10 protein-coding genes and 1 pseudogene are annotated in these 13349 nt (G+C 70.5%); 9 read left to right on the forward strand and 2 right to left on the reverse strand.

From position 1 onward, the window contains the following. The 9 genes and pseudogenes from ACW5EG_RS16325 to ku form a co-directional block, all read left to right on the forward strand. Positions 1 to 335 (forward strand): annotated as a pseudogene (locus ACW5EG_RS16325) (methyl-accepting chemotaxis protein); the annotation flags it as partial. Positions 336 to 446: 111 nt separating this feature from the next. Further along, positions 447 to 2636, forward strand: coding sequence for a putative bifunctional diguanylate cyclase/phosphodiesterase (locus tag ACW5EG_RS16330; protein ID WP_457020440.1), 2190 nt, complete (start codon positions 447 to 449; stop codon positions 2634 to 2636). Next, on the forward strand, positions 2629 to 3504 hold the full coding sequence (locus tag ACW5EG_RS16335) for a CheR family methyltransferase (protein ID WP_457020439.1): 876 nt from the start codon (positions 2629 to 2631) through the stop codon (positions 3502 to 3504). The genes ACW5EG_RS16330 and ACW5EG_RS16335 overlap by 8 nt, the downstream gene beginning before the upstream one ends. Next, positions 3501 to 4088, forward strand: a complete 588-nt coding sequence (gene cheD, locus ACW5EG_RS16340; protein WP_457020438.1) for a chemoreceptor glutamine deamidase CheD — start codon at positions 3501 to 3503, stop codon at positions 4086 to 4088. Before ACW5EG_RS16335 ends, cheD begins: the two co-directional genes overlap by 4 nt. A gap of 1 nt (position 4089) precedes the next feature. Beyond that, complete coding sequence (locus ACW5EG_RS16345) at positions 4090 to 5130, forward strand: protein-glutamate methylesterase/protein-glutamine glutaminase (protein WP_457020437.1); 1041 nt, start codon at positions 4090 to 4092, stop codon at positions 5128 to 5130. Between the two features lie 61 nt (positions 5131 to 5191). Then, positions 5192 to 6382 (forward strand): methyl-accepting chemotaxis protein, encoded by a 1191-nt coding sequence (locus ACW5EG_RS16350; RefSeq protein WP_457020436.1) that lies wholly within the window; start codon positions 5192 to 5194, stop codon positions 6380 to 6382. A gap of 59 nt (positions 6383 to 6441) precedes the next feature. After that, a complete protein-coding gene (locus ACW5EG_RS16355) occupies positions 6442 to 8250 on the forward strand; it encodes an ATP-binding protein (protein ID WP_457020435.1) in 1809 nt (602 codons plus the stop codon). A gap of 126 nt (positions 8251 to 8376) precedes the next feature. Continuing rightward, on the forward strand, positions 8377 to 9438 hold the full coding sequence (locus ACW5EG_RS16360; RefSeq protein WP_457022362.1) for an HDOD domain-containing protein: 1062 nt from the start codon (positions 8377 to 8379) through the stop codon (positions 9436 to 9438). A 104-nt stretch (positions 9439 to 9542) separates the two neighbouring features. After that, on the forward strand, positions 9543 to 10439 hold the full coding sequence (ku, locus tag ACW5EG_RS16365; protein WP_457020433.1) for a non-homologous end joining protein Ku: 897 nt from the start codon (positions 9543 to 9545) through the stop codon (positions 10437 to 10439). 172 nt (positions 10440 to 10611) lie between these two features. Here the strand turns inward: ku and ACW5EG_RS16370 are convergent, their stop codons facing one another. Beyond that, a complete protein-coding gene (locus ACW5EG_RS16370; RefSeq protein ID WP_457020432.1) occupies positions 10612 to 11379 on the reverse strand; it encodes an N-acetylmuramoyl-L-alanine amidase in 768 nt (255 codons plus the stop codon). Between the two features lie 104 nt (positions 11380 to 11483). After that, positions 11484 to 13322: a S8 family serine peptidase gene (locus ACW5EG_RS16375; protein ID WP_457020431.1), complete on the reverse strand. Its 1839-nt coding sequence runs from the start codon at positions 13320 to 13322 to the stop codon at positions 11484 to 11486. Positions 13323 to 13349: the final 27 nt, after the last annotated feature.

A 13349-nucleotide genomic window follows, 5' to 3' on the forward strand; every position in this document is an offset into this window, starting at 1 on the left:
GCGTGAAGCGCGTCACCGACATCATCGCCGACATCTCGGCCGCCTCGCAGGAGCAGAGCGCGGGCATCGAGCAGGTCAACCAGGCGATCACCCAGATGGACGAAAGCACGCAGCAGAACGCCGCGCTGGTCGAGGAAGCCACGGCCGCTGCGCGCAGCATGGAGCAGCAGGCCGGGCAACTGGTGCACACGGTGGCGGTGTTCTCGACCCAGGGCGCAGTGCATGCGCCGGCGGCAGGCGCGCCCGCTGCGGCGGCCGTCGCCGCGGGCGACGTACGGGGCGCTCGCCGCACGGCCGCCGCCGCGCCGGCGAAGACCGTCGAAGTCCCCGCCTGACACCCGCCCACGACCTCCTCTCCGTCCTTCGCCCCACGTCCGGATCGAACGCCCATGCTTTCCCTCCCAGCAGACCGCGCCACCGCACACCCGTGGGCGCCTGCCGCTCCCGTGCCGCGGTCCGGAAAGCCTTCCACACTGTCGGACACCGAGCCGCATGACGCCGAGCGCGATGCGGGTTTCACCGCGGTCCTGGAGGTGGCGGCGGACCTGCTCGACTGCCCGAGCACGATGCTGTGGGTGATGGAGGACGGCCAACTGCGCCTGGCCGCCGTGCGGGGCCTGGCGCCGACCGCCGCATTCGCCGGTAGCCGGCTATGCACGATCGTGGACGCCGCGAACCCCCTGGCCGTGATCGCCGACGCCAGCGACGATCCGCGCCTGGCCGACGATGTCCTGGTGGCCGGTCCCGCCGGCATCCGCCACTTCATCGCGACCGTGCTGTTCGGCCCCACCGGTGAACTGCTCGGTGTGCTCGGTGCGGGCAGCCCGCACCGGCGCGAGGTCTGCGCCGCGACGGTGGCGGCCCGGATCGGATCGCTGGCCACGCTGGCCACGCGCGTGTTCGGCGGCAACGTGCTGGCACGCTGCCGGCAGGTGGCCGAAGCCGGCTTCAGCGCGGTGATCATGGCCGACGCGCACGGCGCGACGATCTTCGCCAACGCGGCCGCACGCGATCTGCTGGGGCCAGTCGCGACCCCGGGGCAGGCGCTCGACCTGCTGGTGCCCGCCGAGCTGCAGCTCGACCCCGCTGCGGTGGCCAGCTGGCTGCGTGCTCCGTCCGGCAGCCGCGACAACGCGCGCAGCCTGCGTGAACTGCGGATCCGCGACGCGTTCGGCGAGCTGCGCACGGTGCAGGCCGCACGCTGCGCCTGGCACGATGGCAACGCCCGGGGCATTGTGCTGGTCCTGCGCGACTCCAACGATGCCGTCCCGCGGCGCGAACCGCGTTCGGGGCGGCTCGATGCGCTGACCGGACTGCCCAACCGCGAGGCCCTGTTCGCCACCGTCGACTCGCTGCGCGGCCGCGGCGCACGCCTGGGCGTGGCGCTGCTGGGACTCGACAATTTCCGGGCCGTCAACGAGGCCCTTGGCCACGTCATCGGCGACACCGTGCTGCAGGTCGTGGCTTCGCGCCTGATGGCGTGGCTGCCGGTCGACGCACATCTGGCGCGCTTTGGCAGCGACGAGTTCGTGATCCTGTTCCCGGCTCCGGACGACATCGACGGACTCGAGCCACGCCTGCAGGCGCTGCTGCGCGAGGTCGCGCGCCCCTGCGAGATCGAACACCAGCGCGTCCACGTCGAGGCCTGCATCGGCCTGGCGTTCGACGACGCCGGCAATCCCGACCTGGCCGCATACGACGACTGTGGCAGCAGCGGGCTGCTCGCGCTCGCCGCGCTGGCCCTGCGCCACGCCAAGCGCGGCGGCAGCATGCAGCTGCGCCGGTTCTCGTCATCGATGCGCGAAGAGGCGGTGGACCGCAGGCAGCTCGACCTGGAGCTGCGGCGCGCATTCCGCGACGGCGAGTTCGAGCTGCACTACCAGCCGCAGATCGATCTCGCCAGCGGGCTGCCCTCGGGTGCCGAGGCGCTGCTGCGCTGGCGCCATCCCGTGCGCGGCCTGCTGATGCCCGGCGCCTTCATCGATGCGCTGTCGCGCAGCGCCATCGCCACCCACGTCGGCACCTGGATCCTGCATCAGGCCTGCCGCGACGCCGTACGCTGGCCGCTCGTGCGCGGCCGCGGGCTGACGGTGGGCGTCAACCTGTTCCCGGCGCAGTTCAACGACGACGCCCTGGTCGACAAGATCGACCTCGCGCTCGCCGCCAGCGGCCTGCCGGCGGCGCAGCTGGAGATCGAGCTGACCGAGACGATCGCACTGCGCGACGACGGCGTCGCCGAACGCACCCTGCTGCAGCTGCGCAAGCGCGGCATCCGCGTGTCCTATGACGACTTCGGTACCGGCCACGCTTCGCTGTCGATGCTGCACCGGCTGCCGGTCGACCGGGTCAAGATCGACCGCTCCTTCGTCCGCGACCTGGTCGGCAGCCGCGGCGACAAGGCCATCGTCCGCTCGATCACGCTGATCGCGAGGAACTTCGACATGGCGGTGATCGCCGAGGGCGTGGAAACCGTCGGCCAGGCGGCGCTGCTGCGTGAGTTCGGCTGCCAGGAGGTGCAGGGCTTCCTGTATTCGCAGGCGCTGGCGCAGCCGGTGTTCGAACACTGGCTCGGGGCCCGGCTGGCGGCACCCGAGTTGGCCATGGCGCTGGCGCAGGGGGAGCTCGACCGTGCCTGAGCCGGTCCGCGACAGCCACGCACAGACCGTCGAGGACCGCACGTTCGTCTTCGATGACCGCGACTTCCGACGCGTGTGCCGCATGATCCATGACCGCGCCGGCATCAACCTGGGCGCGCACAAGCGCGACATGGTCTACAGCCGCCTGGTCCGGCGCCTGCGCGCATGCGGCTTCGACCGCTTCAGCGACTACCTGGACCTGGTCGAGGACGACGCCGACGACGAAGAGCAGAATTTCGTCAACGCACTGACCACCAACCTGACCTCGTTCTTCCGCGAGGCGCACCACTTCCCGCTGCTGGCCAGCCAGCTGCAGGCGGCGCATCGCGGCGGCCCACCGCTGCAGGTCTGGTGCTGCGCGGCCTCGACCGGCGAGGAGCCCTGGTCGATCGCGATGACCGCCTGCGAGGCATTCGACACGCTGACCCCGCCGGTGCGCATCCTGGCGACCGACATCGACACCAACGTGCTGCAGGCGGCCGCGCGCGGGGTGTACCCGCTCGAGCGCATCGATGCGATCGAGACGCCCCGCAAGCGCCGCTTCTTCCAGCGCGGCGCCGGCGCCAACGCCGGCCTGTGCCGGGTGCGGCCCGAGCTGCGTGCGCTGGTCGAGTTCCGCGCGCTGAACCTGCTCGATGCCGACTACGGCCTGAAGCACGGCGCCTGGACCGCCGTGTTCTGCCGCAACGTCATGATCTATTTCGACAAGCCCACCCAGTACGGGGTGCTGCAGCGCATCGCCCCGCTGCTGACGGCCGAGGGCCGGCTGTACACCGGCCACTCCGAAAGCTTCAACCACGCGGCCGACCTGGTGTCGCCCTGCGGTCGCACCGTCTACCGGGCTGCAGCGAGGGCGGGCACCGGATGAGCAGCGCAGTGGCGACGTCGCCCGCCGGCGGCTACTTCGACTCCGCGCTGCAGACCCAGGCGATCCGCCTGCTGCCGGCGGACTACCTGGCGACCGACCAGCCGGTGGCGCTGGTGACGCTGCTGGGCTCGTGCGTGGCCGCCTGCCTGTACGACCCCCTGCTTGGCCTGGGCGGCATGAACCATTTCATGCTGCCGGGCGGCGACATCAACGCCACGTCGGCGCGCTATGGCGTCAACGCCATGGAGCTGCTGATCAACGACCTGCTCAAGCGCGGCGCGCGGCGCCAGCGCCTGCAGGCCAAGGTGTTTGGCGGCGGCAACGTGCTGAGCGGCTTCCACAGCCATCCCATCGGCACGCGCAATGCCGACTTCGTGCTCGACTACCTGGCCGCAGAGAAGATCCCGGTGATCGCCAAGGACCTGGGCGAGAACCAGGCGCGCAAGGTCGCCTTCTTCGTGCAGTCCGGGCGCAGCCTGGTCAGGCGCCTGCCGGCGACCCGCAAGGAAGTCGTCGACGCCGAGCGCGCGCTGTACGGGCGCCTCGCCCGCGCCCCTGCCGCCGGCAGCGTGGAGCTGTTCTGACATGGCCAGGCGTCCGGTCCGGGTGCTCATCGTGGACGATTCGGCGCTGGTGCGCGCCCTGATGTCGGAGCTGCTTGGCGCAGACCCGGGCATCGAGGTGGTCGGCACCGCGTCGGACCCCTACATCGCGCGGGACAAGATCAAGCAGCTCGCGCCGGACGTACTGACCCTGGACGTCGAGATGCCGCGCATGGACGGGCTGACGTTCCTGCGCAACCTGATGCGGCTGCGGCCGATGCCGGTGCTGATGGTGTCGTCGCTGACCGAGGCCGGCGCCTCGGTGACGCTTGATGCGCTGGCGCTGGGCGCGGTGGATTTCATCGCCAAGCCCAGGATCGACATCGCCCGCGGCCTGGTCGAATACGGCGCCGTGCTGGTGGACAAGGTGAAGCAGGCCGCGATGGCGCGCGTCGCGCGCATCTCGCCGGCGCCGGCCGCGCGCTGCGAAGGACCCATCGGCTATCGCACCACCGAGCGCCTGCTGGCGATCGGCGCATCGACCGGCGGCACCGAAGCCATCCGCGAAGTGCTGGCGCAGATGCCGGCCGACGCACCGGCCACGCTCATCGTCCAGCACATCCCGGCCGCGTTCAGCGGGCCCTTCGCCGAACGGCTCGACCGCCACAGCCGCATGACCGTGATGGAGGCGGCCGACAACCAGCCGCTGCTGGCCGGCCACGCCTATGTCGCGCCTGGCGGCCGCCACCTGCGCGTGTTGCGCAGCGGCGCGCGCTGGGTGTGCCGGCTGGGCGAGGACGACCCGGTGCGCCGGCACCGGCCCAGTGTCGACGTGCTGTTCCAGTCGGTGGCCGCGCACGCCGGGCGCAACGCCAGCGCGGCGCTACTCACCGGCATGGGCGACGACGGCGCGGCCGGCCTGCTGGCCCTGCGCAAGGCCGGCGCGCGCACCCTGGCACAGGACGAAGCCAGCAGCGTGATCTGGGGCATGCCCGGCGCCGCGGTGGCCAATGGCGCGGCCGAGGAAGTCGTGCCGCTGCCGCAGGTGGCGCAGCGTTTGCTCGCGGCCTCGCGCGACGGCTAAAGCAAGACCCGTTACTGCCGTTACCTAGGGCAGACCGTTTCGACCAACCACGGAACCGATGATGGATTCGCGCGTACTGCTCCGCTTGGCACCGCCGCTGGTGCTCACCCTGGTCCTGATCGTGGCCCAGGCGCTCGACCTGCCTCCGCCGGTGCGCTGGGGCGCGCTCGCGGCCATGACCCTGGCCTGGCTCGGCTTTGCATGGACGGTGCTGCGCCCGTCGGCCGGCGACTCCGCCCGGCTCGGCGAACAGGGTCGTCTGCTCGAGGACCTGCGCAACTTCATCGGCGCCGAGGTGCAGGGTTCGCGCGGCGAGATCGAGCGCACCCGCGAACTGATCCGCGAATCGGTCGCCAAGCTGGGCGGCAGCTTCGACGCGGTCAACCGCCGCTCGCGCCAGCAGAGCGAAGTGGCCTCGCGCATCATCGATCGCCGCAACGACGGCGACGGCAACGGCAACGGCAACGGCTCGGACGTGCACCGATTCGCGCTGCAGGCCAGCCAGCAGATGGAACAGCTGGTCGAGGCGCTGGAAGCGGTCAGCGGCCAGAGCGGCGCCACCGTGACCCACATCGACGCCATGGCCGAGCACCTGGACGGCATCTTCTCGCTGCTCGAGGACGTCAAGTCGATCGCCGACCAGACCAACCTGCTGGCCCTCAACGCCGCGATCGAGGCGGCGCGTGCCGGCGAGGCCGGGCGCGGCTTTGCGGTGGTCGCCGACGAGGTGCGCAACCTGTCCGAGCGCTCGACCGCGTTCAACGAACAGATCCGCAAGCTCGCGCACAGCTCCAAGGATTCGATCGCGCGGGTCCGCGACACCGTCAGCACGATGGCATCGCGCGACCTCGACCGCAGCCGCCTGGCGCGGATCGAGGCAGCCGCAATGCTCGAGCGCGTCGACGGCATCAACCGCAACCTCGGCAACGGCATGCGCGAGATCGCCGAATGCGCCAAGTCCATCGATGGCTCGGTCGCCGAGGCCGTGCGCTCGCTGCAGTTCGAGGACATCGCCACCCAGGCGCTGACCGCCGCCAACGTGCACCTGGACCGGCTCGGCGCGATCAACCGCGAAGCCACGGTGCTGCAGGACCTGCTGCATCGCAGCGGCGGGCACGCCGACGCCGAACTGCAACGCGCGCTCACCCAGATCGGCCAGCGCATCGCGCAGATGCGCGGTGAATGGGAGCGGCCACCGCACAAGCCGGTGACCCAGCAGTCGATGGATGCGGGCAGCGTCGAGCTGTTCTGAGGGTCATCGCCGTGGCCCGGGCTTGCAGCCACGCGGTCCCGGCCGGTAGCGTGGCCGCCATGACCGACGCAACAGAATCCGCGGCACGCCCAGGTCGCACGCTGCTGGGCGAGTTCACCGGACTGGTGTTGCTGGCGGTGTTTCTGCCCGTACTGGTGCTGGCCGGGGTGCTGCTCTGGCAGGCGTCGATGTCGGTGCGGGCGCAAAGCGCGACCCGCCTGGCGGCCACCGCCACCTCCAGCGCGCGCGAGCTGGAAGGCTTCCTGCAGATCCACCTGGCGGCGATGCAGGTACTCGCCGACCGCCGCAACAGCGACGGCGACATCGCCGATATCGGCCGCTGGCAGAGCGACCTGGCGCGCGTCAATCGCCACTATCCCGCGTTCGCCCGCCTGGTGGTCACCGATGCGGAAGGCAGCGTGTCGACCAGCGTGCCTCTCATGCCGGACAGCGGTACGCCCGCCTCGGTCGCCGACCGCGAATATTTCCAGGTTCCGCGCCAGACCGGCCGGGGACATATCTCCAACGCGTTCCTGGGCCGTGGCCCGGGAAACGCGACGCTGGTCGCGGTATCGGTGCCGCTGCTGGCCGACGGCCGGTTTGCCGGCGTGGTCGAAGGCTCGGTCCTGGTGGAGTCGCTGTTCCCGAAACGCGGCGCGGATGAACAGGGGTTCGAGCTGCTTCTGCTGGATCGCGCGTACACCGTCGTGCATGCGAGCGAAGGCGTAACGAAGGGTCCACTCGACGTCATGGGCAGTTCGGCGACCGACCGCGCGCTCGTCCGTCTGGCGCGCACGCTGGGCGGCGTGCAGTCTCTGGATGGCGTGCTTGACGGCGGCGGCGACGCGTTCGCGATCGCGGTGCGGCTCGACAACGGCTGGCGACTGGTGCTGCTGCAGCCGCGCGGCTCGATCGAAGCCGAGCTGCGGCGCACGGCGCTGGCGGTTCTGGCGCTGCTGGCGCTCGTGCTCGCCGGCGTGCTCGCCGTGGTGGTCATCAAGATGCGTCGCCTTGGCCGCAGCGTCCGCCAGCTGCTCAAGCGCATGCGCCAGTTCGCGCTCGACAGCGATGCCGCTCCGCTGGTCCCGGACAACCTCCCGCGCGAACTGCTGCCGCTGGCCGACGCCATGAACGGGCTGGCGGCGCGTGCGCAAGCCTCGTTCCACGAGGTCAACCTGAGCCTGCAGGAGCAGAGCCGGCTGCGCGAGGAGCTGCAGTCGGTCGCGCAGCGCCTGCTGACCGTGCAGGAGGACGAGCGCCGCACGCTGTCGCGCGAACTGCACGACGACATCGGCCAGTCGATCACCGCGATCAAGCTCGCCGCGACCTCACTCACCGACGACACGCTTGCCGCGGACCCGCTGATGCGTCGCGAGATCCTCGACGAGATCATCGCGATCGCCGACCAGACCGTGCTCAAACTGCGCAACCTGTCGTTGCTGCTGCGTCCGCCGCAGCTCGATTCGCTGGGACTGGAGGCCGCATTGCGCGGCCAGGTGACCCTGCTCGCACGCAACACGGCGCTCGACATCCGCCTGGAGGTCGCGCCGATCGACGGGCGCCTGCCGGCCGCGGTCGAACTGGCGTGCTTCCGCATCGCGCAGGAAGCGCTGACCAACATCGCACGCCACGCCGGCGCGACACGGGCGGAGGTGGAGGTCGAGCTCGAAGATGACGCGGAAGGTGCGCGACTGCTGCTGCGCGTTTCCGATGACGGCCGCGGTTTCGATGCGAGCCGCGCGGGTGGACTCGGCCTGGTGACCATGCGCGAACGCGCGACCCAGCTCGGCGGAAGCGTCACGATCTCGGCACGGCCGGGCGGCGGAACGGTGCTGCGCGCGATCCTGCCGATGTCGATGGATGGATAGCGGGAAGCTGTGCACGCCGCACGCCCGCGAACTGTGCGCAAGGTGGAAGAACGTGCAGCGCAGGCTACGACCGCCCGTCGCGGCGCGGTATCTTCCGTATCCAGTGCAATCAAAGGGGAAACTGTCGTGCAGATCGTGGTTGTAGGGGGCGACGCCGGTCATGTCGCGGGCGTCCGGCGCGAACTGCTGGATCACGACCCGGACTGGCACCTGGAACACGTGGCGAGCGCGGCGGACGTGCCTGCGGGCGATGGCGGCCGCGCGCCGGACGTCCTGGTCTGCGCCTCGCGGGTGGGCAGCAGCAGCGGGCTGGCCGTGCTCGCGGGCCTGCGCCCGCGCCATCCCGGCGCGGTGCGCATCCTGCTGCTTGAGCCCGATGCCGCCCACGACCTGCTCGATGCGCTCGGCACCAGCCACCGGATCCTCAACGAGCCGCTCGACTCGCTGGCGCTCATCGATGCCATCGAGAGCGTGGTCGAACTGCGCGAACTGCTCGACGACCCGGCGCTCAAGCATGCGATCGAACGCGTCGGCACGCTGCCGGCGGCGCCGCGCCAGTACCTGGCGCTGACCGCGCTGCTGCGCGACCCCGACAGCAACGCGGCGAAGGTCGCCGAGGTGGTCGCACAGGATCCCACCGTCGCGGCGCGGGTGCTGCGCCTGTCGAACTCCGCCTATTACTCCGGCGGCCGCGAGATCACCGACCTGCGTTCGGCGGTGACCCGCCTGGGCCACAACACGCTGCGCCAGCTGGTGCTCGCCAGCGAGGTGTTCTCCGCGGGCGCCGAAGCCGACGAGCTGCGCGATCGCTCGCTGCGCATTTCGCAGCTAGCGGGCAAGCTGCTGGCCGGGCCCAGCGCGGACCTCGCGTCCACCGCCGGCCTGCTGGCCGAGGTCGGCCTGCTGCTGCCACGTTCGGCCGGCATCGATACGACCACCACGCCCTACAGCACCACCGGCGCCTACCTGCTGGGGCTGTGGGGCCTGCCCGGCCCGATCGTCGAAGCCGTCGCGTTCCACGACCGCCCGGCACGCGTGCGCGGCAGCTTCTGGGTGACCGGCGCGGTGCATGTCGCTGCGGCCCTGGTCAACGGCCGCGATGTCGACCAGGCCTACCTGGCCTCGGTCGGCCAGCTCGACCGCCTGCCGCGCTGGCGCGCCATGGCCGAAACCGCCACCGAAAGCTGAGGCTCCGCCACCGCGGCGACGCGCCCCCGGGTTTTGCCGCTTGCACAAGGCCACGACACCGCCCGGGGCAGGCTGTCGGTCCGTTTCCACCTGCGAGCGATGGCATGGCCCGACCGATCTGGACCGGCAACCTCAGCTTCGGACTGCTCAACGTGCCCGTCTCGCTGATGTCGGGCGCGCGCAGCAACGACCTGTCGTTCCGCATGCTCGATGCGCGCGACCGCAAGCCGATCCGCTTCGAGCGGGTCAACGCCGACACCGGCGAGGAAGTGCCGTGGAAGGAGATCATCAAGGCCTTCGAGTACGACAAGGGCAGCTATGTGGTGATCGACAAGTCCGACATCGCCGCGGCCTCGCCCGAGACGCACGAGTCGGTCGAGATCGAGGCCTTCGTCGACGCCGAGGCGATCGACATCCGCTACTTCGAGAAGCCCTACGTGCTGGTGCCGGGCAAGAAGGCCGAGAAGGGTTACGTGCTGCTGCGCGAAACCCTGCGCAAGGCCGGCAAGATCGGCGTAGCGCGGGTGGTGATCCGCACCCGCGAATATCTTTCTGCGGTGATGCCGCTGGGCGATGCGCTGGTGCTGATGATGATGCGCTACCCGCAGGAGCTGGTGGACCCGGCCGAATACAAGCTGCCCGAGGGCAACACCGGCGACTACCGGATCAGCCCGAAGGAGCTGGAGATGGCCACGCAGCTGGTCGATTCCATGGCCACGGAATGGCAGCCGGACGCGTACCGCAACGAGTTCCGCGAGCGCCTGTCCGAGATCATCCGCAAGCGCATCAAGGACAAGGGCGCGACCACCCAGGTGCTGGAAGAGCCAGCCACCAGCGAGGACGCGACCACCAACGTGGTCGACTTCGTGGCCCTGCTGCAAAAGAGCCTGGGCGACAACAAGCGCACGCCGGCGAAGAAGGCGACGAAAAAGGTCGCGACAAAGAAAAAGCCGGCGAAGAAGCCGGCCAAGTCGGGCGGCCGGGCGAGCAAGGCAGGTTGAGTGGGACACCGCTGCGCCGTGTTTTTGCGTCGCAGTGATTCCGCCCGCAGGCCGATGACGGCCGGTGACGAGACTGCGCTTGAACTCGGCTGCGATCTGCGGGGATCCTGGCTGCAGGGCAGCCGGCAACACGGATACCGGGTGTCCCGGCGCACCGGCGCTTCGATCGGGGTTACGGAGCGCCGGCGTCCGTGGATGACACCGGCGAGCGCCACCAGGTCAGCGCATGCAGGATGCGCAGGTCCTCATCGTCCAGCGCCTTGCCGTTGTCGCCACGAAAACGCATGCGATAGGAGTGGATTGCCGCCTCGGGCCTGTCGACCGGGTAGCCGATCAGCCGCAGCGCGTTGATCGGATCGAACCCGGGCGGCGGCGACGGCGCGTCGGCATCGGGCCAGATGCCGAAGCCGGCCTGGTGCAGCCGCTGCCATGGAAACAGCGGACCCGGATCGATCTTGCGCCCCGGCGCCAGGTCCGAGTGGCCGATCACCGCGGCCTTCGGAATGCGGTGACGCGTGGTGAGGTCCTCGAGCAGGCGCACCACCGCCGCGACCTGCGGCTCGCTGAAGGGCTCCACGCCGTCGTTGTCGATCTCGATGCCGATCGAGGCCGAGTTGAGTTCGTGGATCGCGCCCCAGCTGCCGGCACCCGCATGCCAGGCGCGGTGTTCGTCCGACACCAGCTGGTAGATGCGGCCATCATCGCCGACCAGGTAGTGCGCACTCACCCGGCCACCGCTGTTGGCGGTCCGCAGCGTGTGCAGGCTGCGCTCGACCGAATCCTGCTCGGTGTAATGCAGCACGATCACCTGCGCGCGGCGGACATCGAAGTTCGGCGACGGCACCCATGTCGCCATCGGATTTCGCGGCGCCCCATGCTGGCAGGCGGAGAGGGCCATGAGGCAGGCCGTGGCCGCGGCGAGGCGGAGGAATGCATGCATGGGGCCATTGCAGCCCCTGCCTGCCGCGATTGCAAGCCATGGGAAAACCGGGAAGGCCGGAGGGAGCAGGCGCACGCCCTCCGGCCCCCCGTCCCCTGGAGCGTTTATTGCCGCGCGACGAGCGTCAGCCCGGCGTAAACCCCAGTCAGGCGTACGTAGTACGTGCCGGCCTGCGGCGCGGTGAAGCGGATCGTCTCGGTGTTGCCCGCTCGGGTCGACTTCGCGTCGAACGTCGCTTCGGTGGGCACCACGCCGCGGCTGGCGAAGATCGACACGTTGCCGCTGCCGGCCATGGTCAGGAAGCTCAGCGTCTGGCCGGCCGCGGCCTCGAAGCTGTACACGCCATCGTTGCTGGTGTTGGACAGGCCGCGCACCTCGGCCTTGTTGACCAGCGCGATCGCGTCCGGGGCGCAGTCCACCTCGCACGGGACCTCCAGCGCCTTGTCCAGCGCCGCCTTGACGTTGAGGATGCCGACGCCGATTGGCGTGCTGGCCGGGATCGCGACCGGGAACACGCGCGCGGTCTGCTTGAACAGCGCCTCCATGCCGGCATGGTCCAGCGGGTCGCGGCCGGCGCCGACCAGCGCACCCTGCACCAGGGCTGCGGCTCCGGCGACGTGCGGCGCGGCCATCGACGTGCCGATCATGCCGACGTAGTCGTAGTTCCCTTGGTCGGTTTCCGGGTCCAGCGACCCGCTCTGCACGATGTAGCCGTCCCAGCCGCTGTTGCCCGGATCCTCCCAGGCGCCGCCGCCGGGCGCCGAGATGTCGACCGAGGTGCCATGGTTGGAGTAGAACGCGATGCCGCCGTTGTAGCGGTTGGCGCCGACGTTGATGACGTTGGCACAGCTGGCCGGACGGAAGTCGCTGGCGTTTTCGGCCGAGTTGCCCGCCGCGACCACCACCACGCTGCCGTTGCCCACGGCGATGTCGATGGCGTCCTGGTAGGTCGGGCCGCAGCTGCCGTAGCCACCCAGGCTCATGTTGATCACCTCGGCCGGATTCTCGTTCGCGGGCACACCAGCCACGCCGCCACCCGAGGCCCAGACGATGGCGTCGGAAATGTCCGACAGCTGGCCACCGCAGCGGCCGAGCACCCGCACCGGGAGCACGCGAGCGTCGAACGCCACGCCGGCTACGCCTTCGGCATTGTCGGTCAGCTGCGCGATCGTGCCGGACACATGGGTGCCGTGCCAGGAACTGGGTGCAGGCTCCGAGCCCGCGTAGCACTCGTCGTACTCAACGGTCCAGTCGCCCAGGTCCAAGCCACCGGGGACGCGGTCCGCGGTCGCCCGGCGTGACATGAACGGGTTGGTGATGAAGTCGTAGCCTTCAAGCAGGTTCGCTCCGAGGTCCGGGTGCGCGGGCAGCACGCCCGTATCGAGCACCGCGACCACCACGCCCTCGCCGGTCGACAGATCCCAGGCCGGGGGCAGGTTGATCCCGCCGGCGGTGTCCTGCAGGTGCCACTGGTGACTGGCGTAGTGGGGATCGTTGGGCGTGCGCAGCGGGTACATCCGTGCGTCGATCTCGGCGTACTCGACCGCGGGGTCCGCCGACAGCTCGCGCACCAGATGGTCGAGTTCGTTGCGCCCAAGCTTGCGCGAGAGCCTGATGACGTCCGAGCCGACCGCCATCGCCCGCACGTGGTTGGCCGAGACCGGTGCGATGCTGGCGCCGATGCCCGCGCGCGCCGTCGCGACCAGGGCGCGCGCAGCTGCCCTGTTCACCGTTGCCAGCTTGCCCCCCAGGCTGCGCGCCGCGGCCGCGCCTGCCCGGTACTTGACGATGAGGCGGTCGCCGCCGGCGCTCGTGACCGGAACCGTGCGCAGTGCCGCCACCTGCGGCGGCTTCGGCCCGACCGCCGCTTCGTTCGGGCCCACCGCAGCCGTTGCCAGGACGATGCCGGCAACTGCCAGGCCGAGCGTATTCTTCTTCAACATCAACCGATCTCCGCTGAGTAGGTGCGC

The organism is Luteimonas sp. A611, assembly GCF_054072715.1.

Bases quoted from the DNA above. Each gene is read 5' to 3' on its own strand.
- cheD (WP_457020438.1), top strand. From the start codon at position 3,501: ATGAGCAGCGCAGTGGCGACGTCGCCCGCCGGCGGCTACTTCGACTCC.
- ACW5EG_RS16345 (WP_457020437.1), top strand. From the start codon at position 4,090: ATGGCCAGGCGTCCGGTCCGGGTGCTCATCGTGGACGATTCGGCGCTG.
- ACW5EG_RS16350 (WP_457020436.1), top strand. From the start codon at position 5,192: ATGGATTCGCGCGTACTGCTCCGCTTGGCACCGCCGCTGGTGCTCACC.
- ACW5EG_RS16355 (WP_457020435.1), top strand. From the start codon at position 6,442: ATGACCGACGCAACAGAATCCGCGGCACGCCCAGGTCGCACGCTGCTG.
- ku (WP_457020433.1), top strand. From the start codon at position 9,543: ATGGCCCGACCGATCTGGACCGGCAACCTCAGCTTCGGACTGCTCAAC.
- ACW5EG_RS16370 (WP_457020432.1), bottom strand. From the start codon at position 11,379: ATGCATGCATTCCTCCGCCTCGCCGCGGCCACGGCCTGCCTCATGGCC.
- ACW5EG_RS16375 (WP_457020431.1), bottom strand. From the start codon at position 13,322: ATGTTGAAGAAGAATACGCTCGGCCTGGCAGTTGCCGGCATCGTCCTG.